Source organism: Pseudomonas sp. NPDC086566 (assembly GCF_050280885.1).
Taxonomy (GTDB): domain Bacteria; phylum Pseudomonadota; class Gammaproteobacteria; order Pseudomonadales; family Pseudomonadaceae; genus Aquipseudomonas; species Aquipseudomonas vlassakiae.
This window is the reverse complement of record NZ_JBNNWD010000004.1, coordinates 176,442-195,719: the sequence shown is the minus strand read 5'-3', so window position 1 is coordinate 195,719 and position 19,278 is coordinate 176,442. Positions and strand designations below refer to the sequence as shown.

At 62.3% G+C, this 19,278-nt stretch carries 20 protein-coding genes; 3 read left to right on the top strand and 17 right to left on the bottom strand.

The features are described from left to right. Positions 1–15 precede the first annotated feature (15 nt). Together selO and trxC are read left to right on the top strand one after the other, a co-directional pair. On the top strand, positions 16–1,476 hold the full coding sequence (gene selO, locus ACQKPS_RS10885; protein ID WP_254482700.1) for a protein adenylyltransferase SelO: 1,461 nt from the start codon (positions 16–18) through the stop codon (positions 1,474–1,476). A gap of 15 nt (positions 1,477–1,491) precedes the next feature. Continuing rightward, a complete protein-coding gene (gene trxC, locus ACQKPS_RS10880) occupies positions 1,492–1,926 on the top strand; it encodes a thioredoxin TrxC (protein ID WP_254482698.1) in 435 nt (144 codons plus the stop codon). On the opposite strand, the gene ACQKPS_RS10875 is transcribed toward trxC, so the two are convergent. Further along, positions 1,923–2,696 carry a ParA family protein gene (locus ACQKPS_RS10875; protein ID WP_254482696.1) on the bottom strand — a complete coding sequence of 258 codons (774 nt, stop codon included), beginning with the start codon at positions 2,694–2,696 and terminating at the stop codon, positions 1,923–1,925. The two genes, trxC and ACQKPS_RS10875, sit on opposite strands and share 4 nt — an antisense overlap. 96 nt (positions 2,697–2,792) lie before the next feature. Beyond that, positions 2,793–3,692 carry a LysR family transcriptional regulator gene (locus ACQKPS_RS10870; protein WP_254482694.1) on the bottom strand — a complete coding sequence of 300 codons (900 nt, stop codon included), beginning with the start codon at positions 3,690–3,692 and terminating at the stop codon, positions 2,793–2,795. A 161-nt stretch (positions 3,693–3,853) separates the two neighbouring features. Here ACQKPS_RS10870 and ACQKPS_RS10865 point away from each other — a divergent pair, with 161 nt between their 5' ends. Beyond that, positions 3,854–5,041, top strand: coding sequence for an MFS transporter (locus ACQKPS_RS10865; RefSeq protein WP_254482693.1), 1,188 nt, complete (start codon positions 3,854–3,856; stop codon positions 5,039–5,041). Positions 5,042–5,053: 12 nt separating this feature from the next. Here ACQKPS_RS10865 and gspM read toward each other — a convergent pair whose 3' ends face one another. The 15 genes from gspM to ACQKPS_RS10790 all read right to left on the bottom strand — a co-directional run bounded on the left by gspM (position 5,054) and on the right by ACQKPS_RS10790 (position 19,244). Next, complete coding sequence (gspM, locus tag ACQKPS_RS10860) at positions 5,054–5,524, bottom strand: type II secretion system protein GspM (protein ID WP_427604002.1); 471 nt, start codon at positions 5,522–5,524, stop codon at positions 5,054–5,056. Further along, complete coding sequence (gspL, locus tag ACQKPS_RS10855; RefSeq protein ID WP_427604000.1) at positions 5,521–6,633, bottom strand: type II secretion system protein GspL; 1,113 nt, start codon at positions 6,631–6,633, stop codon at positions 5,521–5,523. Before gspL ends, gspM begins: the two co-directional genes overlap by 4 nt. Then, complete coding sequence (locus ACQKPS_RS10850) at positions 6,626–7,459, bottom strand: general secretion pathway protein GspK (protein ID WP_254482687.1); 834 nt, start codon at positions 7,457–7,459, stop codon at positions 6,626–6,628. Before ACQKPS_RS10850 ends, gspL begins: the two co-directional genes overlap by 8 nt. A 20-nt stretch (positions 7,460–7,479) precedes the next feature. Continuing rightward, on the bottom strand, positions 7,480–8,058 hold the full coding sequence (gene gspJ / locus ACQKPS_RS10845; protein ID WP_427603997.1) for a type II secretion system minor pseudopilin GspJ: 579 nt from the start codon (positions 8,056–8,058) through the stop codon (positions 7,480–7,482). Further along, a complete protein-coding gene (gene gspI, locus ACQKPS_RS10840; protein ID WP_427603995.1) occupies positions 8,045–8,428 on the bottom strand; it encodes a type II secretion system minor pseudopilin GspI in 384 nt (127 codons plus the stop codon). Before gspI ends, gspJ begins: the two co-directional genes overlap by 14 nt. Continuing rightward, positions 8,406–8,870 carry a type II secretion system minor pseudopilin GspH gene (gspH, locus tag ACQKPS_RS10835; protein WP_427603993.1) on the bottom strand — a complete coding sequence of 155 codons (465 nt, stop codon included), beginning with the start codon at positions 8,868–8,870 and terminating at the stop codon, positions 8,406–8,408. Before gspH ends, gspI begins: the two co-directional genes overlap by 23 nt. Beyond that, positions 8,867–9,313, bottom strand: coding sequence for a type II secretion system major pseudopilin GspG (gspG, locus tag ACQKPS_RS10830; protein ID WP_254482679.1), 447 nt, complete (start codon positions 9,311–9,313; stop codon positions 8,867–8,869). Before gspG ends, gspH begins: the two co-directional genes overlap by 4 nt. Position 9,314: 1 nt before the next feature. Next, positions 9,315–10,520 (bottom strand): type II secretion system inner membrane protein GspF, encoded by a 1,206-nt coding sequence (gspF, locus tag ACQKPS_RS10825; protein WP_427603991.1) that lies wholly within the window; start codon positions 10,518–10,520, stop codon positions 9,315–9,317. A 2-nt stretch (positions 10,521–10,522) separates the two neighbouring features. Continuing rightward, entirely contained in the window at positions 10,523–11,986 is a 1,464-nt protein-coding gene (gene gspE, locus ACQKPS_RS10820) for a type II secretion system ATPase GspE (protein WP_427603989.1), read from the bottom strand. Positions 11,987–11,988: 2 nt separating this feature from the next. Beyond that, positions 11,989–13,824 carry a type II secretion system secretin GspD gene (gspD, locus tag ACQKPS_RS10815; RefSeq protein WP_427603987.1) on the bottom strand — a complete coding sequence of 612 codons (1,836 nt, stop codon included), beginning with the start codon at positions 13,822–13,824 and terminating at the stop codon, positions 11,989–11,991. After that, positions 13,821–14,315 (bottom strand): hypothetical protein, encoded by a 495-nt coding sequence (locus ACQKPS_RS10810; protein WP_254482675.1) that lies wholly within the window; start codon positions 14,313–14,315, stop codon positions 13,821–13,823. Before ACQKPS_RS10810 ends, gspD begins: the two co-directional genes overlap by 4 nt. A 4-nt stretch (positions 14,316–14,319) precedes the next feature. Then, positions 14,320–14,832 (bottom strand): cytochrome b/b6 domain-containing protein, encoded by a 513-nt coding sequence (locus ACQKPS_RS10805; RefSeq protein ID WP_254482674.1) that lies wholly within the window; start codon positions 14,830–14,832, stop codon positions 14,320–14,322. A 57-nt stretch (positions 14,833–14,889) separates the two neighbouring features. Next, positions 14,890–16,353: an N-acetylglucosamine-binding protein GbpA gene (gene gbpA / locus ACQKPS_RS10800; RefSeq protein WP_254482673.1), complete on the bottom strand. Its 1,464-nt coding sequence runs from the start codon at positions 16,351–16,353 to the stop codon at positions 14,890–14,892. Between the two features lie 213 nt (positions 16,354–16,566). Further along, positions 16,567–17,631 (bottom strand): uroporphyrinogen decarboxylase, encoded by a 1,065-nt coding sequence (gene hemE, locus ACQKPS_RS10795; protein WP_254482672.1) that lies wholly within the window; start codon positions 17,629–17,631, stop codon positions 16,567–16,569. Positions 17,632–17,825: 194 nt separating this feature from the next. Continuing rightward, a complete protein-coding gene (locus ACQKPS_RS10790; RefSeq protein WP_060484277.1) occupies positions 17,826–19,244 on the bottom strand; it encodes an FAD-dependent oxidoreductase in 1,419 nt (472 codons plus the stop codon). Positions 19,245–19,278: the final 34 nt, after the last annotated feature.

Sequence of the window (19,278 nt, the reverse complement as noted above, 5' to 3'; positions counted from 1 at the left end):
TCTCAGGAGCAGCCCGTGAAAGCCCTCGACCAACTCACCTTCGACAACCGCTTCGCCCGCCTGGGCGATGCGTTCTCCACGCAGGTCCTGCCCGAGCCGATCGCCGAGCCGCGCCTGGTGGTGGCGAGCGAGGCGGCCATGGGCCTGCTCGACCTTGCCCCGGACCAGGCCGATCTGCCGCTGTTTGCCGAGCTTTTCAGCGGGCACAAGCTATGGCAAGAGGCCGACCCGCGGGCGATGGTCTATTCCGGCCATCAGTTCGGCTCCTACAACCCGCGCCTGGGGGATGGCCGCGGCCTGCTGCTGGCCGAAGTGCTGAATGACCAGGGCGAGCACTGGGACCTGCATCTCAAGGGCGCCGGCCAGACGCCCTATTCACGCATGGGCGACGGCCGCGCCGTGCTACGCTCGTCAATCCGCGAGTTCCTCGCTTCAGAGGCCCTGCACGCGCTGGGCATCCCCACCAGCCGGGCACTGTGCGTGATCGGCTCAAGCACCCCGGTGTGGCGCGAAACCCGCGAGAACGCGGCAATGCTCACTCGCCTGGCGCAGAGCCATGTGCGTTTCGGGCATTTCGAGTACTTCTACTACACCAAGCAACCGGAACAGCAACGCGTACTGCTTGACCACGTGCTGGAGCAGCACTACAGCGAATGCCGCGATGCCGAGCAGCCTTACCTCGCCATGTTCCGCACCATCGTCGAGCGCAACGCCGAGCTGATCGCCCGCTGGCAAGCCTATGGCTTCTGCCACGGGGTGATGAACACCGACAACATGTCGATACTCGGCATCACCTTCGATTTCGGCCCTTACGCCTTCCTCGACGATTTCGACGCCAACTTCATCTGCAACCACTCCGATGACCGTGGCCGCTACAGCTATGCCAACCAGGTGCCGATCGCCCACTGGAACCTCAGCGCCCTGGCCCAGGCCCTGACCACGGTGATCGAGGTGGAACCGCTGAAGGAAGCGCTGGGCCTGTTCCTGCCGCTGTATCAGGCACACTACCTCGACCTGATGCGTCGGCGCCTGGGCCTGACCACCGCCGAGGAAGACGACATGGCGTTGGTCGAGCGCCTGCTGCAGCGCATGCAGAGCGGCGGCGTGGACTACAACCTGTTCTTCCGCAAGCTGGGTGACCAGCCTGTCGCCGAAGCGCTGAAGGTGGTACGCGATGACTTCATCGACCTTGCCGGCTTCGATGCCTGGGGCGCGGATTACCTGGCCCGCTGCGAGCGCGAGACCGCTAATGCCGAAGGCCGCCGTGAGCGGATGCATGCGGTGAACCCGCTGTACGTGCTGCGCAACTACCTGGCACAGAAGGCCATCGAAGCGGCCGAAGCGGAGGATTACAGTGAAGTGCGCCGCCTGCATCAGGTTTTGAGCCGGCCGTTCGAGGAGCAAGCCGGCATGCAGGCTTATGCCGAGCGCCCGCCTGAGTGGGGCAAGCACCTGGAAATCAGCTGCTCTTCATAATCTCAAGGAGCCAACATGTCCGACCCATTGGTCATCCCCTGCCCCCACTGCAACGGCCTAAACCGCCTGCCGGCAGCGCGCCTGGGCGACGCGCCGAAATGCGGCCGCTGCAAACAGGATGTGCTGCTGAGCCAGCCCTTCGAACTCAGCGAAGCCAACTACACCAGCCAGATCAAGGGCGATCTGCCGCTGCTGATCGATGTCTGGGCCGACTGGTGCGGCCCATGCAAGTCCTTTGCTCCGACCTTCGAACAGGCCGCCCGCCAACTCAGCGGCCGCTGCCGCCTGGCCAAGCTCGACAGCGAAGCCAATCGCAACCTCGCCGGGCAACTGGGCATTCGCTCGATTCCCAGCCTGATCCTGTTCAGGAACGGCCGCGAAATCAGCCGCCAGGCCGGGGCGTTTCCGCTGCAGTCGTTGCTGGAGTGGTTGCGTAGCCAGGGGGTTTAAGCGTTCTCTTCGAGCAGCGAGTGCAACTCGACAAACTGCTGCGTCAGCTTGTGCCGTGGCTCCAGGTGAATCAGCGGCAGGCTGGCGTGGTGCGACTCGCGCATCTTCACCGAGCTGCCCAGGTACACCGGTAGCACCGGCAGCCCTTCGGCCAGCAGCTCGTCAAGCATCTGCTGCGGCAGGCTGGCGCGGGACTGGAACTGGTTGACCACGATGCCTTCGACCAGCAGCTCTTCGTTGTGGTCGTCCTTGAGTTCTTCGATTTCGGCCAGCAGGCCGTACAGCGCCTGACGCGAGAAACTGTCGCAGTCGAAGGGGATCAGTACACGATCAGCGGCGATCAATGCGGAAACCGCATAGAAATTGAGCGCCGGCGGCGTGTCGATGTAAATCCGCTCGTAATCCTCGTCCAGCTCATCGAGCAACTTACGCAGCTTGTTGATCTTATGTTTGGCTTCCAGCTTGGGCTGAAGGTCGGCCAGCTCCGCCGTGGCAGTTACCACATGCAGGTTATCGAACGGAGTTTCGTAGATATCGACCTTGTTCTTCTTGCTGAATGGCCCGCTGGACAAGCTCTGCTTGAAGAAATCGGCGATCCCCATGGGGATATCGTCGCCAGTCAGGCCGGTCAGGTACTGGGTCGAGTTGGCCTGGGCATCCAGGTCGATCAGCAAGGTCCGATAACCTTCGCTGGCACTCACAGCCGCCAGGTTGCAAGCGATGCTCGACTTGCCCACGCCACCCTTCTGATTGAACACCACGCGCCGCATGATTGACCTCCGTGTATCAACGAATGCCCGAGTATGTGGCGGCTCAGCGGCAATGACCAGTGCCATTTGCCCATTCGCCAGCACCACCCAGAAACATCACCCCTGCCCCGCCATGAGTCCCGTCAGCAATTCGGCAAACGCACGCGCCATCGCCGAACCCCCGCGCTCACGCTGCACCAGCCACACCGCCGACATCGCCTCTTCATCCAGCAGCGTGCGGTACACCACGCCTTCGATGCGCATGCGCTGGAACGATGCTGGCAGCACCGAGACCCCAAGCCCCGCCGATACCAGGCCGATGATGGTCATCGCTTCCCCCGCTTCCTGGGCGAAATGTGGGCTGAACCCGGCTTGGCGCGCCAGGCTCAACAACTGTGCATGCAACCCGCTGCCATAGCTGCGCGGGAAGAACACGAACGGTTCAGGGGCCAGGGCAGCCATGTGCACGCCCTCTTCCGTGCCTTTGGCCAATGGGTGCGAGGCATTGATCACCGCCACCAGCGGCTCGCGAAACAGCTCGGTGGCGACCAGCCCTTCCGGCAACGGCATCGGCCGCATCAGCCCGACCTCGATGGTTTCGTCGAACACCCCTTCGGCGACGTCCCGGCTACTCATTTCCTTGAGGTTGAGGTGCACGGCGGGGAAGCGTTGGCGAAAGGCATGAATGGCCTTGGGGATCTTCGAGGTGAACGGCGCCGAAGAGGTGAAGCCAATCTTCATCTCGCCCAGTTCACCCAACTGTGCACGCCGGGCCACATCGGCGGCCTTTTCCACCTGCGCCAGCACCTGGCGCGCTTCTTCAAGGAACAGCCGGCCAGCCTCGCTCAGCTCGACCCGACGATTGGTCCGCTCGAACAGACGGGCGCCCAGCTCCTGCTCCAGCGCCTGGATCTGCTGGCTCAAGGGCGGTTGGGAGATGCCCAGTTGCTGGGCCGCCCGGCCGAAGTGCAGCTCTTCGGCAACGGCGATGAAGTAACGCAAATGGCGCAGTTCCATGATCAGGTCCGATTAGGTCGTTAAACATCTTAAATAGGTCGAACAATATATTGGATCTAATCATTAGCCAGCTATATGCTTTTTTCATTGCGTCAGAGGTACCGCCCGTGAAAACTGCCGTAGCCCCCCTTAGTAGCCCAGAACCTGCCCCCCTGAACGACATGTGGATCGAAAAAGGCACCCCCGCCTTCATGAAGACCGTGCTGGCCCTGTTCAGCGGCGGCTTCGCCACGTTCGCCCTGCTGTATTGCGTACAGCCGATGATGCCGCTGCTGTCGAAGGAGTTTTCCATCAATGCGGCGCAGAGCAGCCTGGTGCTTTCGGTGTCGACTGCGATGCTGGCCTTCGGCCTTTTGATCACCGGCCCGATATCCGACCGCATCGGCCGCAAGCCGGTGATGGTCTTTGCCCTGGTCTGCGCCGCCCTGTCGACCTTGGCCAGCGCGGTGATGCCGAGCTGGGAACTGGTGCTGGCCACTCGCGCCCTGGTGGGCCTGTCCCTGAGCGGCCTGGCGGCGGTGGCAATGACCTACCTGAGCGAAGAAATCCACCCGCAGCACATCGGCCTCGCCATGGGCCTGTACATCGGCGGCAATGCCATCGGTGGGATGAGCGGGCGGCTGATTACCGGGGTACTGATCGACTTCGTCAGCTGGCACACGGCGATGCTGACCATCGGCGGCCTGGCCCTGGTGGCGGCGCTGGTGTTCTGGAAGGTACTGCCGGAGTCGCGCAACTTCCGCCCTCGGCTGATGAGCCCGCGTAGCCTGCTGGACGGTTTCGTCATGCACTTCAAGGATGCCGGGCTGCCTTGGTTGTTCCTCGAGGCCTTCTTGCTGATGGGTGCCTTCGTCACCCTGTTCAACTACATCGGCTACCGCCTGCTGGCCGAGCCTTACCACATGAATCAGGCGCTGGTCGGCTTGCTGTCGGTGGTGTACCTGTCGGGTATCTACAGCTCGGCGCAGGTCGGCGCATTGGCCGACAAGCTGGGCCGGCGCAAGGTGTTCTGGGCCAGTATCGTGGTAATGGCGGGCGGCCTGCTGATGACCCTGGCGACCCCGCTGGCGCTGGTGATCGTTGGCATGCTGGTGTTCACCTTTGGTTTCTTCGGGGCGCATTCGGTGGCCAGCAGCTGGATCGGACGCCGGGCGCTGAAGGCCAAGGGGCAGGCTTCGTCGCTGTACCTGTTCAGCTACTACGCAGGCTCCAGCGTCGCCGGGACGGCCGGTGGCGTGTTCTGGCACCAATGGGGGTGGAACGGGATCGGCTTGTTTATCGGCAGCCTGCTGGCGGTGGCGTTGCTGGTGGCCCTGCACTTGAGCAAGTTGCAACCCAAGGCCGCCTGAATGGCCGAGGCATCAAGCTTCGGCCAGCATCATCACGAAGCGTGCCTGAAGCAGCTCGCCTTTGGCCTGCAGCTGGAGGCTGAGCGGTTTGCCACCTTCCTGCTCCAGCCTGTGCAACCAGGCCAGCACGGCAACTGCGCCCCCCTCCAGGCTGACATCCACCTGCCCGGAGCTGGCCTCCAGGCTGATGATACGCAGGCCTGCGGCCTTGGCGCGCTCGTTCAATCCGGCCGGTGTCTGCACCTCCACGGAGGTTGACGACCGAGGCGGCCCCTGCACGATTCGCTGCAGCTGGGCACTCAGTTCATGTTCGCGCGCCAGGTCTCGCTCTGCCTTTTGCAGGCGGGCCTGCCCAGGCAACCACAGTAGCTGGCCAATCACGATCAAGCTCAGGCCCCATGAAGCGGCCTTCAATAGCGTGCGTCGGCTGGTTGATAGCTGTTGCCAATGGCGTACCAACGCAGATTCTCTCCAGTACTTCATTCAGCCTCCCGCCAGGACAGGGTCGCCGACACACCTCGGTCGGCCTGCCGACCCTGTTCCATCCGCATACCGGGAAGGCGAGCGCCAAGCCGTTCGAGATCGACAAAGCCGTGAGCAACAACGTCGACGCGCCAACCTTGTTCAGGCGTCGATTCGGCCCGCTCAATGACCACATTGCCAACGCCGACCAACTGCTCCGAAAGCAGCACCAGCTGCTCCACGGCAGTCGCCTGCTTTGGGCGGTGTTCGAGCAACCTGATCTGCGTAGCCAGGTCGCCACCAGGAAGCTGCTCAGGTGCCCAGCGCTGAAAAACCCGAACATTCTCGGCATGCAGCAGTGATGCCTGCTGCATAAGCCACTGCGCACGCACCTGATCGACCACGCAAGCCATGAGCAATGCCAGCACCACGCCACTTGCCAGGCCTCGCCATGCTGGCCGTATGCGCCGCCGACGCAGTGCGCCTTGGCGCAGGTCCACAGCGCCAGCAGTGCCTTGCATCAGGATCTCCACTGCACTGCTGATTTGCTGATCACAGTCGGCCGCACCTGCCGAGCCTGCCTCGGCCATCCAGGGCATCGAAGCATATTTCTGCTTCAGTGCCTGTGCAGCCTGGGCCCTGAGCGCCAGGCAAGCGCCCTCGCTGCCTCCCAGCAGCCATCGTCCCTCGAACCACAGGGCGCATACCCGCTCGGCACTCAGCAGGTCGGCATCGACGTGTACGGCGATCGGGTCGATGCCCTGCTGCTGAAGCTTCGACAGCAGCTGGCGCAAGCATTCCAGCGCGATCACCCACACCTTGCGCCGGCCCTCTTGATCTTCTGCCCCGAATGCCAGGTGCAGCGCCTCCAGCGGTGCGGCCAGTTGTTCTTCCGTCGCATAACCCAACGTCTCCCGGCTGGGGCGCCTGCCCGGTATCGGCCCGATCACGCAGTAGCCCGCCAGCTCCATCGGCAAGACAAGCACCACAGCAGCCGCGGCCAGGTCTGGCGGCAAGTTGCCCAACTGCGACCGGTACAGGTGGCCCTGCGCTGTGCGCACAAGCACCGGCCATGCCCCGTCGTCTTCGACTACGCCCCCGGCCAGCAAAAACAGGTAAACCTCACTCATCTTGCATGTGCTCCGGCTGTGCAGAAAAAACTCGACGCAGCACACGGACCTGATGTGTGTTCGGGTCGATTTCAAGGTCGCTGTAGAGATAACCAAGGCTGCCTTCCAACGCTGCCTGTACCTCCAGGCGGTACCAGCGGCTGGTCACCGACAACCCATGGCTGTCGATGCCAAGCCCCACCAGCTGCGGTTGCGCCAGAAACTGCTGAACGCTGGCATAGCCCTCTTCGGGCCGCTTGCCCACCACGCTCCGTGCAACAGAGGCATCCACGCCTTCAAGGCCTTCAAGTACCCGTACCAGGGCTGTATTGACGTTGAGCCCCGCTTGGGTGGGCAACGCCACGACCCATGGCTGCAGGCGTGCCATCACCTGCGCATCAACGCCTGGCAAGGTGCGCAACTGGCTGGGGTCGAGCATGCGCTGCCCGGCCAGAGGCTCCAGCGCTGGCGCCTCGATCTGCAAGGCATGGCACAACCGCTGCCAACGTTCGAGCAGCACAGGGTCGAGGGTTTTTCGGGCGATCAGCGCAGCGATATTGAAGCGCCCGGAAAGATCCTCCAGGCGCAGCCGAACCTGCCCCTGCTCAAGTTCCAGCAAACGGGTTTGCGCCCAAGGTTGACCGCCATGGGTCACCTGCAACAAGGTTGTAGCCTGCTGTTTCAGCTGCTTCAGGGCATGCTGTTCGCCGGCATGGGCGAGTTGCAGCAAGCGCGAGGCATCGATCTGCTTCCGGATGTTCCCCAGCATCCACTGGTGGCTTCGCAACATGCTGGCGACCAGCAAGGTCGACAGTGCCATTACCAACAACACGGTGATGAGCGCCACGCCCTTCTGCCCCGACCTCTTCACAGGCTTGCCCCCGCCAGGGGCAGCACTCGGCGAATCCCCTGAAAGCGCTGGGTCGACAGGGTGATTTCAAGTGCCTGGGGCGGTTGCGCAGCAGTCCAGCGGGATACCCACCCGCTTTCTGCTCCATAAAACCTCCAGCGCAGATCCTCGATACCTTCAAGTAACCGTTGAGGGTGAACCTGCCCGTGCTCCAGCGTCCGCCGCTGACGCCACAACACACCGTCCTCCAGCCAGTACTCGACAACCCGCAGATCGCTGCGCGGAAGCGATTGACGATCACGCTCGGCACCAAGCAACCAGCCCACCCGCTGCGGCGTCAGCAACATCCCATGATTCCCACCCTTCTTGCTACTCGTGGGCCAGTACCCTTGCAGTGCATCCCGCTGCATCACACTCATTGCCCGACCCAGAGAACGCAACTCATCGGCCTGGGCCTGACGTGCGGCATCTGCCCGTACCAGTGCAGCCAACAATTGGCTGGTACCTGCCGCCAGCAAGGCAAAGATGGCGATGGCCAGCAACAGCTCCAGCAGGGTAAAACCGCGCTGGATACGGGCAGACTCACTGCGCTGCATCGGCATCCTCCTGCCAGCCAACGACGTGGTAAAGCGGCTGCCGGTCCGATGCGAGGCCGACGCTCACGCCAACTTCCACAAGTGCCAGCTCAGCCTGGTAACGCCTCGACTCGACGATGAACCAGGCGCGCTGATCGAACTGGATCTCGTGGGGCCGACGCTGTGCAGCCGCAGTCGCGTGCAAGCGAAGCTCGTTAAGGTGGTTATCGGCGATCCAGCTGGCAAACAGTCGATCACGCATACCCTGAGACTGTGCCAGTACCTGCTGGCTGGCGCTGGTCACCGCTGCGGCCAGCACGGCGAATACAGACAGCGCTACCAGCACTTCCAGCAAGGTAAATCCACGTTCAGTGTTCGAGCCAGGGGTCATTGAGGCCATCGCTTGAGAGTTGCACAAGGGCGACACCCGCCTCGTGGAATGACAACGAAAACGGGGTGTACTCGTCGTTACGGGCAAACACCACCTGCGCGGTGTTTCCTGGCCCGGCGAGCATCACCGGGAAGTCGTCGATGCTCAGGCGCAGGTCCAGCCCAGTGTCCCGACGCTGCCCTGCAGCCACCCAGCTTCTGCCGGACGCCTTCATCAGCTGATAGCCGCGGGCATCGATGCTCACCCCCATCTCCTGCCCCTCAAGCACAGCCTGCTGCCTGGCATGCTCGACCATTTGCAGGAACAAACCGGCCTCCTGGTTGGCCAGGCGTTGCGGGTCGCGCCCCACCACTAACCCCGCCATGCCTATGACAACGCCTGCCAGCAACAACACCAGCATCATTTCGAGCAGGGTAAAGCCTTTCGAGCGGTGCAGACTCATTCGGCCCAGTTACCGATATCGGCGTCCGCATCTTCACCGCCCGGCTGACCGTCGGCGCCAAAGGAGAACAGATCGAACCCCTGCCCTGATCGCGTTCCAGGGTTACGGTATTGATAAGGCATGCCCCATGGGTCCAGTGCCTGGTTCTTCAGGTAGCCCTGTGCGTTCCACTGGCGTGGCAAGGGTGCAACCGTCGGGCGCCGGACAAGTGCCTCCAGGCCTTGGTCGGTGGTCGGATAGCGTCCGTTGTCCAGGCGGTATATTTCCAGGGCCGTAGAGATCGACTGGATATCGGCACGTGCTGCCGTGAACTTGGCATGGTCCGGACGGCTCATGACGTTGGGCAAGACTAATGCGCCAAGCACGCCGAGAATGATGACCACCACCATGATTTCGATGAGCGTGAAGCCACGCTGCGCACGATGTGCAAAGCCAGAAGACATATCAGTTGACCAGTTGGTTGAGGTTGAGAATGGGCAGCAGGATGGCCAGTACGATGAACAGCACGATGCCACCCATCAGCAACAGCATCAGGGGTTCGCACAGGCCGACCAGGAGGGTTATGCGACCAGCCAGTTGCCGGGCCTGGAGCTCGGCGGCGCGCTCGAGCATGCTGTTGAGTTCCCCGGCACGCTCGCCACTGGCGATCATGTGCAGCATCAGCGCGGGCATGCTCTGGCTGCGAGCCAGGCTATGCGCCAGCGATGCGCCTTCGCCCACTTCACGCACCGCCGTTTGCAAACGCTCGCGTAAAACCAGGTTGCCCACCACGCCTGCAGCGATGTTCATGGCATCGACCAGCACGACTCCGCTGCGGCCAAGAATCGCCAAGGTGCTGATGAAGCGGGCAGCCTCGCTGGCTAGCACAAAGCTGGCGTAACCTGGCAGGCGCAGTGCCGTGGCATGCCATTGCCTTCGCCTCGCAGGCGCGCGCAGCAGCAGGGCAGCACCGGTAGCGCCTGCCAGCAACACCAGCAAGGCCAGCCAGCCGAAGCGGCCAACAGCATCGCTGAGTGCAATCAGCAACTGAGTCGCCAGCGGCAACTGTGCCTGGTCGCGGGCAAATGCCTGCACCACATCAGGCACTACATAGCCGAGCAGAAACCCCACCACCAGCAGCGCGACGATCGTCAGTATCAACGGGTAGAGCATCGCCAATTGCACTTTCTGGCGCAGGGCCTGCTGATTTTCGCCATGCCCTGCCAGCCGCTCCAGTACCCCCGCCAGGTGGCCGGAGCGCTCCGCCGCCTCGACCGTCGCACGGTAGACCAGCGGAAAGGCCAATGGGTAATGGGCCAGAGCAGCGGCAAGGGTATTACCTTCAGCGACTCGCTCAGCCACGCCGAGCAAAACCTGCCTGGACTGACGCTGGCCACTTTGCGCCGCAACCGCCTGTAGCGCCTCGGTCAGCGGCATGCCCGCCTGCAACAGTGTCGCCAGCTGCCGGGTCAGCAAACAGCGGTGCGCCAGGGAAAGTCGATTGCCTGCCAGCAGGGCGGCAAATGGTGAAGGTCGTACCGGCTCGATCGCCATGACCGACCAGCCCTGCTCGCGCAGCTGTTGCCGGGCCTGACGCGCACTGGCAGCCTCAAGCGTGCCGCGCTGGCGAGCGCCACCGAGGCGCTGGGCACGATATCGGAAAACCGCCATGTTCAGTCCTGGCCCGTCACGCGCAGCAGTTCCTCGAGACTGGTCTGCCCTTGGCAGACGCGCTGGACGCCATGCTGAAACAGGCTGGTCGTGCCCGGACGAAGTAATTCCTGCATCTGTGCCAACGATGCGCGGCCATGGATGGCCTGCGCCAGCTGCGGGGTAATGACGACCATTTCATGCAATGCCACGCGCCCGCTGTAGCCCATCTGGCACAGCTCACAACCTACAGCCTGGTAAAGCAGCCGTGGCAGGCCGGCTGGGTTGCCCAGGGCGCTGGCGGTGGCGTCCTCCACCTCGTACGCGGCCTTGCAATGCGGGCACAGCACACGGACCAGGCGCTGTGCCATGACCCCGGCAAGGGAGGATGCCAGCAGGCATGTGTCCACTCCCATGTCCGCCAGCCGCGTGATGGCGCCCAAAGCACTGTTGGTATGCAGGGTCGACAGCACCAGATGGCCTGTCAGCGATGCCTGCACGGCGATATCCGCCGTTTCCCGGTCGCGAATCTCCCCTACCATCACGATGTCCGGGTCTTGCCGCAGGATTGCCCGAAGCCCACGGGCAAAGGTCATGTCGACCTTGCTGTTGACCTGGGTCTGGCCGATGCCGGGCAAGTGGTATTCGACTGGGTCTTCGACGGTGAGGATATTGCGCGATTCACGGTTCAGTACCGAAAGCGCCGTATAAAGCGTGGTGGTCTTGCCCGAACCGGTCGGGCCTGTCACCAGGAAAATACCGTGGGGTTTTTCCAGCACGGCCAGGAACGCCTTCTGCACCGAGGGTTGCATCTGCATGTGCTGCACATCCAGGCGCACAGCCTGCTTGTCCAGCAAGCGCAGCACCACCCTTTCGCCATGGGCCGCAGGCAAGGTGGACACCAGCACATCCACCTCATGGCCGGCCAACCGCAGGCTGATGCGGCCATCCTGTGGCACGCGCTTTTCGGCAATGTCCAGGCGCGCCATGACCTTGATCCGCGACACCAGCAGAGCCGCGAGCGCCCTGGGTGGCGACAGCACTTCGCGCATGACCCCATCGACGCGCATGCGAACACGCAACTGCTGTTCGAAGGTTTCCAGGTGGATATCGGAAGCGCGCGACCTGACCGCTTCGCTGAGCAAGGCATTGAGTAGACGGATGATCGGCGCATCATCCTGTTGATCGAGCAAGTCGCTGGTCTTCGGCAACGACTCAGCCAGGCTTGACAGGTCGATGTGCTCATCCAGCCCCTGGATGACCGACTGCGCTGCATCCTGCGCGCCGCCGTAGCAAGCAGCAAGGTGCTCTGCAAACTGCTCGTCATCCACCAGACGCAGTGGCCAGCCCTGCCCCACGACACGCAGCGCCTCGGAAAGGGCTTCGAGAGAAGCATTGTCGCGCATCAACAACACGGGTTCGGCTGCCTGCCGGTCCAGCAAAATGCCATGACGCCGGGCGAAGCCAAATGGAATCAAAGGCTTCAAGGCTATGGCTCCCGACCTTCCGGCATCGACCGCGCTTCGAACAACCCGCGGGGATCCTGGGGTACGCGCGCCGGGTCGGAGGCGCGAACATCATCGTAGGCACGATGCCCGGACTCAACCAGTTCGGCCTGGGTACGCAAGATGGTAGGCCGCAGAAACACCATGAGGTTGGTCTTTTCCTGAGTATCCCTGGTCCAGCGGAACAAGCCACCCAGCAGAGGAATACGACTGAGCAACGGCACCCCACGTTGCTCTGTGCGCACAGTGTCCTTGATCAGGCCACCGATCACGATGATCTCGCCATCCGCCGCGAGGATGGTGCTCTTGAGCGTTCGCTTGCTGGTGACCAGATCACCTTCGAGCGTGCTGGGGACCAGTTCCGAGCTTTCCTGCTCGACCTCAAGGCGCAGGCTTCGGCCTTCGTTGATGTGTGGGCGAACCTTGAGGCTGATGCCGATATCCTTGCGTTCCACGGTGGTGAACGGGTTATCCGCGCCATTGCCCGAAGTGGTGTACGAACCGGTCTTGAACGGCACGTTCTGCCCCACCAGGATTTGCGCCTCCTGGTTGTCGAGCGTGAGCAGGCTGGGGGTGGACAGCAGGTTGCTACGGCTGTTGCTGGCCAATGCGGAAACCAGCACACCGAAGCGGTCAGAGCCCAGCGCCAGTGCCGCACCACTGGGCAGTGCCTTGTCCGCGCCCAGCACATCGGCCAGCAACGCGCCGCTGTCCGGGAATGTCACCCCGCCTTTGAGGCTTCCGGTGTTCATCCCCCATTGCAATCCCAAGGCTTCATTGATATCGCCGCTGACCTCGACGATGGCCGCATGTATCAGCACCTGCGCGCGAGGCTGGTCCAGTTGCTCGATGATCTGCACGACGTTGCCCAGGGCCTTGGGTTCCCCCAGCAACACCAAGGCGTTCTGGCTGGAGTCTGCCTTGACCATCGCCCCGGCCGCGAGCGGCTGGCCCAAGGCTTCTGTGCCCGGCTTGCCATCCAGCCGCTTGCCCACCTCACCGAGGACCTCGGCCAGTTGCTCGGCATTCCCGTGCTGAAGGCGCACCACGCGCCAGTTATGCGAATTTTCAGGTGCCGGCACATCTAGTTCGCGGGCCAGTCGTGCCAACCGTTGGCGGGATTTTTTCGGCCCAAGCACGAGCAGGCGATTGCCACGGGTATCGGCCAATACCCGCACGCCACTGTCCGGGCTGCCTGCCGAAGCCTCGACGACAGGCAATACATCAGCGACCTGCGCTGTACGCAGCGTTACCAGCTCATAGTCATGCCGCTGACCGCTGTCCAGTTGGCGCACCAGAGCCTGCAAACGCTCGAGGTTGGCAGCCGAGTCGGTGACGACCAAGGCATTGGCGGAGCTGGACGGGCCGATATAGCCGTTGCTCGACACCAGTGGCCTCAGCAGGCCGGCCAGGTCGGCGGCAGTGCTGCCAGACAGGCTGAACACGCGTGTGGTAAATGCGGAAGGAATCGCATCGGCCTGCTGGTTAGCCCAGGCTTTGGCTTCGCTTGCCGGCAACACCAGCAAGCGGTCACCGTCGTTCACTGCGGCAAAGCCTTGAGCATTCAAGACCGAGTAAAACAGCCGACGTACGCCCTCTCGGTCGTGCGCCTCATTGGACAGTACTGTGATGCGCCCTTGCACACGTGGGTCAAGGACAATTGTCTGGTCAAGGATGGCCCCGACTTCGCGGACCACATCACGCACATCGGCATCGCTCATCGCCAGTTGCCAGGTTGACGCGTCAGCCAGGGCCAGTGGGCAGGTCAAGCTCAGGCAAGCCCCGAGTGAGGCTGCCCGCAAGTAACGTTGAAATCTCATTGCACCTCCCGCAACAGGCGGGGTGATTCGGCATGGGCAGAAACGCGCACGGCGCTACTGCCAGATTGAGCGAAGACATTGGCGCCGCCGCCGGACAAGGTCAGGACTTCCTCACGCCCCTCGACCCAAAGGGTGATCGCACCCACGTCGATTCGGCGCAGCACGCTGCCACCCGGCAAGCGATCGCCCACGCCATAGAAGCTGTCACCCTCGCGGCCTCCCACCAACGCACGGGGTTGGCCGCGACTGGGGATAAAACAAGCCTTGAGCACTAACCCGGCCTGGCTTGCCAGCCGTTCCCCTGGCTCGCTAAAGCCAAAGGCCAGTGCCAGGGTCGCCGTGGGCAATGGCTGTTGTGCGGGTAATACACGGGCAACACTGTCTTGCGCGACAGGTTCAACCAGATCTGGGCGCGTGGCTTCGCGCCAGGCCAGCATGACCAACGCCAGCAGAGGGATTGCCACCCAGGACAAGACGGAAGAATGCTTCATAGGCTCAGGGCAGCATTCGACTAACCACCCGCCGCCCGGCAAATTCATGAATGGCGACTGCCCCTACGTGCACCGCCACGGCCAAAGCCAAGGCGACGTTTGCTGCGATATGCAGCATGAACCAGACGCGTAGCCAAAACGGATCCGTTAGCCAGGGCTCGATTGCAAACCAGCCAAATACGTCAATCGCACGGTCCATCATCAGCACGCCTGAAGCCAGCACGATTGCGGTCAGCCAGTAGATGCCTTCGTGAACAACATGCGCTATGCGCCGTGCCCAGGGGTTTTCGTTCAGCGCGCACGGCCTTGGCTTCAGGTAGCGCATCAACCAACGCAGCAGAAAGACCGGTATGAACAGTGTCGTCAGGCCAACATTCAGGAAACTGATACTCTGTGCTGTGGCAGGTTCGACCGTAAAGCCTGACACGTAAAAGCCACTTACCAGCGCCCAGACGATCACCAAGGCAGAAACCCAGTGCAATAGCATCTGCTGCCAGCAATAAGTGTGTAGTTGCATAAGAAATACCGTGTCTCGGCCCGGCATGCCCCATCGGGCTGCCAGGCCGCACTCCCTTTAGCGCTTGATCCAGGCGTCTTGCCAGTTGCTGCCTACACCGGGCTCATAATGGTTGGCATTCTCCGAATAGCTCTTGCACCAACCCTCGAACGGGAATGGCTTGCACTCGAATATCTCACCGGTCTTGGGCTGCAGGACAAGCGTGCCTGCCTTGTAGCTGGCAATCGATTGAGGGAACTCGAAGTCGTAGCCTTCAGCAGCAGCTTTGAGCGCGACTTCACGTTGCTCTTGCAGCAACACGCGCTGTGCCTTGTCGACACCCACGACCTTGAGCGTGTGCGGCCCCTCGACGCTGCTGGCTTCCAGCAGCAGCTTGCCAGTGCCTTCGACCTGCTGGCGCACATAGCCGACCTGCTTGTTATCGGCATCGAACAACCGCGCGCTCACCTGCAGGTTCTTGTTGCTCATGACCGTGAAGTCGAGGGTGGTCTTGCCATCCTTGAGCTGGTACTCAGGCTTCAGGTCATGCAGATGCATGTAGCCAGGCTCAGGGGTCGCGGCGTCGATCTGCAGTTCGAAGCTGGTAATGCCACTTTCGCGCTTGGCATATAGCGTATTGGCGCCTAGCACAGGCTCGAAGTCGCCATCCGCGTTAGGCTTGCCAGCGCGCACGAGCGCTTGGGTTTCATTGATACGGCTGGCCAGTTTGTATGACCAGTTGAAGGCAGTGCCTTCCTCGGCATGCTCAATGACGATAGACGTACTGAACTGCTCACTCTCCGCCCCATTCACAAATGCGCGGACCTTGACCTTGTCGCCAACTTCCAGGTCTCGATGCGGGTTGATCGCGCCAACTGCAGGCCATTCCGGTGCCGGTCCACCTTCAGCCTGGATGTCCACGTCGATCACGTTGTGGAATGCGGCGCCGGTGTCGGCGATTGTCCACAGCCCCAGAACGACATGCTGCCCGGTGCGGTCGGCTGGCAATGTGCAGCGGTGCTTTTCAGCCCCGGGGCCTTTGCCCGCATGGTCGCCGCCAGTAGCAAACTTGCCATGGCCGTCCACCGTGCAGAACGGTGTGCTTTCGAATGCCTCACGAGCCAGCGGCGCATTGGGATTCCAGCCTGTCTTGGTAATGAAATACTCCCACTTGGTGGTCGGGTGTGCAGTGGTGTAGTACCAGTCAAAGGCGATTTCACGGTCGAGGATGGGAGTCAGATGCCAGCGAGCGGCTGACTGCTCGTCAACCAAAGCGAAATCAGCGCGATCGCCACCGCTTGCGATCTTGCCATCCACGGGGCCGAGTTGAGGAAACCCTTTGGCCGCCTCACCCACCGACCAGGGCTCATAGATAACCGCACCACAGCCCGTATTCAAACCCAACTGACAGGCATACGAACGGGACGGCGGCTCGCTGGCATAGCCATGGGCATTGGCCAACTGGGCATGCATGCCCGCACCGGCAACTGCCAGCCAGATTCCACTTGCAGCGAACCTGCGCAGATTCTTTCTTGTATTCATGACGCACTCCGGACTACTTGAGCTTGCGTCGGGGAAGGCCCGACAGGAGTGCGCGAGTTTAGGAATGGCCAAGGGGCCGATATGTAGGAAAAGGGCTGGAGTTCTTCAGGCTTCTCTTTCTCGGTTCAATGGCGTCGATTTCATCGCTGAGCAGTGGCGTGTCGAACGCCAAAAAAAGCCCGGCTCTTGGCCGGGCTGTTCGTCTCATCGCACTTACTGGTGGTACTGCGCCGACAGTTCATGCACGGCGTTGATGAACACGCCTGCGTGCTCCGGATCGACTTCCGGGGTGATGCCGTGGCCGAGGTTGAACACGTGACCAGTGCCCTTGCCGTAGCTGGCCAGGATTCGCGCCACTTCGTTGCGGATGGCTTCTGGCTTGGCGTACAACACGGTCGGGTCCATGTTGCCCTGCAGGGCTACCTTGTCACCGACGCGGCGGCGCGCGTCGCCGATTTCACACGTCCAGTCCAGGCCCAGTGCGTCGGCACCGGCATCGGCGATGCTTTCCAGCCACAGCCCGCCATTCTTGGTAAACAGGATCACCGGCACTTTGCGCCCTTCGTGCTCACGAATCAGGCCGCTGACGATCTTGCGCATGTAGGCCAGGGAGAACTCCTGGTAGGCCGCCGCCGAGAGGTTGCCGCCCCAGGTGTCAAAGATCTGCACCGCCTGGGCACCCGCAAGGATCTGTCCGTTGAGGTAGCTGGTGACCGACTGGGCCAGCTTGTCCAGCAGCAGGTGCAGGGCTTGCGGGTTGTCGTAGGCCATGGCCTTGGTCTTGCGGAAGTCTTTCGACGAGCCGCCTTCGACCATGTAGGTGGCCAGGGTCCAGGGGCTGCCGGAGAAACCGATCAGCGGCACGCGGCCGTTGAGTTCGCGGCGGATGGTGCTCACCGCGTCCATCACATAACCGAGGTCTTTCTGCGGGTCAGGGATCGGCAGCGCTTCGATGTCGGCCGGGGTGCTGATGGTCTTCTTGAAGCGCGGGCCTTCACCGGTTTCGAAGTACAGGCCCAAGCCCATGGCATCGGGGATGGTGAGGATGTCGGAGAACAGGATCGCTGCATCCAGCGGGTAGCGGTCAAGCGGCTGCAGGGTCACCTCGCAGGCGAACTGCGGGTTCATGCACAGGCTCATGAAATCACCGGCCTTGGCGCGGCTGGCGCGGTACTCCGGCAGGTAGCGGCCGGCCTGGCGCATCATCCAGACAGGGGTGACATCAACGGGTTGCTTGAGCAGCGCACGCAGGAAACGATCGTTCTTCAGGGCAGTCATGTCGGCATCCGGAAAAATAGTGCGGGCATTTTCTCAGACGCCAGCGCAAAAGGCACGGTCAAGGCCATGCGTTTTGTCTATTAGGTGCCACAGATCAAACGTTTTTGTATACAAAAGCTTCGCGGGCACGCCCGCTCCCACAGGTTCTTCGCTGAACCCTGTGGGAGCGGGCGTGCCCGCGAAGAGGTCGAAAGTCAGACTTCCAGGTAATCCAGGATCCCTTCGGCAGCGTTACGGCCTTCGAAGATCGCCGTCACCACCAGGTCCGAACCGCGCACCATGTCGCCACCGGCGAACACTTTCGGGTTGCTGGTCTGATGCTTGAACTTGGCTTTCTCCGGCGCCACCACGCGGCCCTGGCTATCCAGCTGGATGCCATGCTGCTCGAACCACGGGGCCGGGCTTGGGCGGAAGCCGAAGGCGATGACCACGGCGTCAGCCGGCAGGATCTCTTCGGAGCCCGGGATCGGCTCGGGGCTGCGGCGGCCACGGGCATCCGGCTCGCCCAGGCGGGTCTCGACCACCTTCACGCCTTCGACCTTGTCCTCGCCGACGATGGCGATGGGCTGGCGGTTGTAGAGGAACTTCACGCCTTCTTCCTTGGCGTTCTTCACCTCTTTGCGCGACCCCGGCATGTTGGCTTCGTCACGGCGATAGGCGCAGGTCACCGACTTGGCGCCCTGGCGGATCGAAGTACGGTTGCAGTCCATCGCGGTGTCGCCACCGCCCAGCACCACCACTTTCTTGCCCTGCATGTCGACGAAGTCTTCAGGCGACTTCTCGAAGCCGAGGTTACGGTTGACGTTGGCGATCAGGAAGTCCAGCGCGTCGTGCACGCCTGGCAGGTCTTCACCGGGGAAGCCGCCCTTCATGTAGGTGTAGGTGCCCATGCCCATGAACACGGCGTCGTATTCGGCGAGCAACTGTTCCATGGTGATGTCCTTGCCCACCTCGGTGTTCAGACGGAACTCGATGCCCATGCCGGTGAAGACTTCGCGGCGATTGCTCAACACGGTCTTTTCCAGCTTGAACTCGGGGATACCGAAAGTCAGCAAGCCACCGATTTCCGGATTCTTGTCGAACACCACCGGGGTCACGCCACCACGCACCAGCACGTCGGCGCAGCCCAGGCCAGCCGGGCCGGCGCCAATGATGGCGACGCGCTTGCCGGTTGGCTTGACCTTGGACATGTCCGGGCGCCAACCCATGGCAAATGCCGTGTCGGTGATGTACTTCTCCACCGAGCCGATGGTCACGGCGCCGAAACCGTCGTTCAGGGTGCAGGCCCCTTCGCACAGACGATCCTGCGGGCACACACGGCCGCACACTTCCGGCAGGGTGTTGGTCTGGTGCGACAGTTCGGCCGCGGCCAGGATGTTGCCTTCGGAGACCAGCTTCAGCCAGTTGGGGATGAAGTTGTGTACCGGGCACTTCCACTCGCAATACGGGTTGCCGCAGCCCAGGCAACGGTGCGCCTGCTCCACGGACTGCTGCGGCTTGAACGGTTCGTAGATTTCCACGAACTCCTTCTTGCGCTGGCGCAGCAGCTTTTTCTTGGGGTCCTTGCGGCCCACTTCGATGAACTGGAAGTCGTTGTTCAGACGTTCAGCCATTTTTCAAAACCTCTTTACCGCAGTTGCCAGCCTC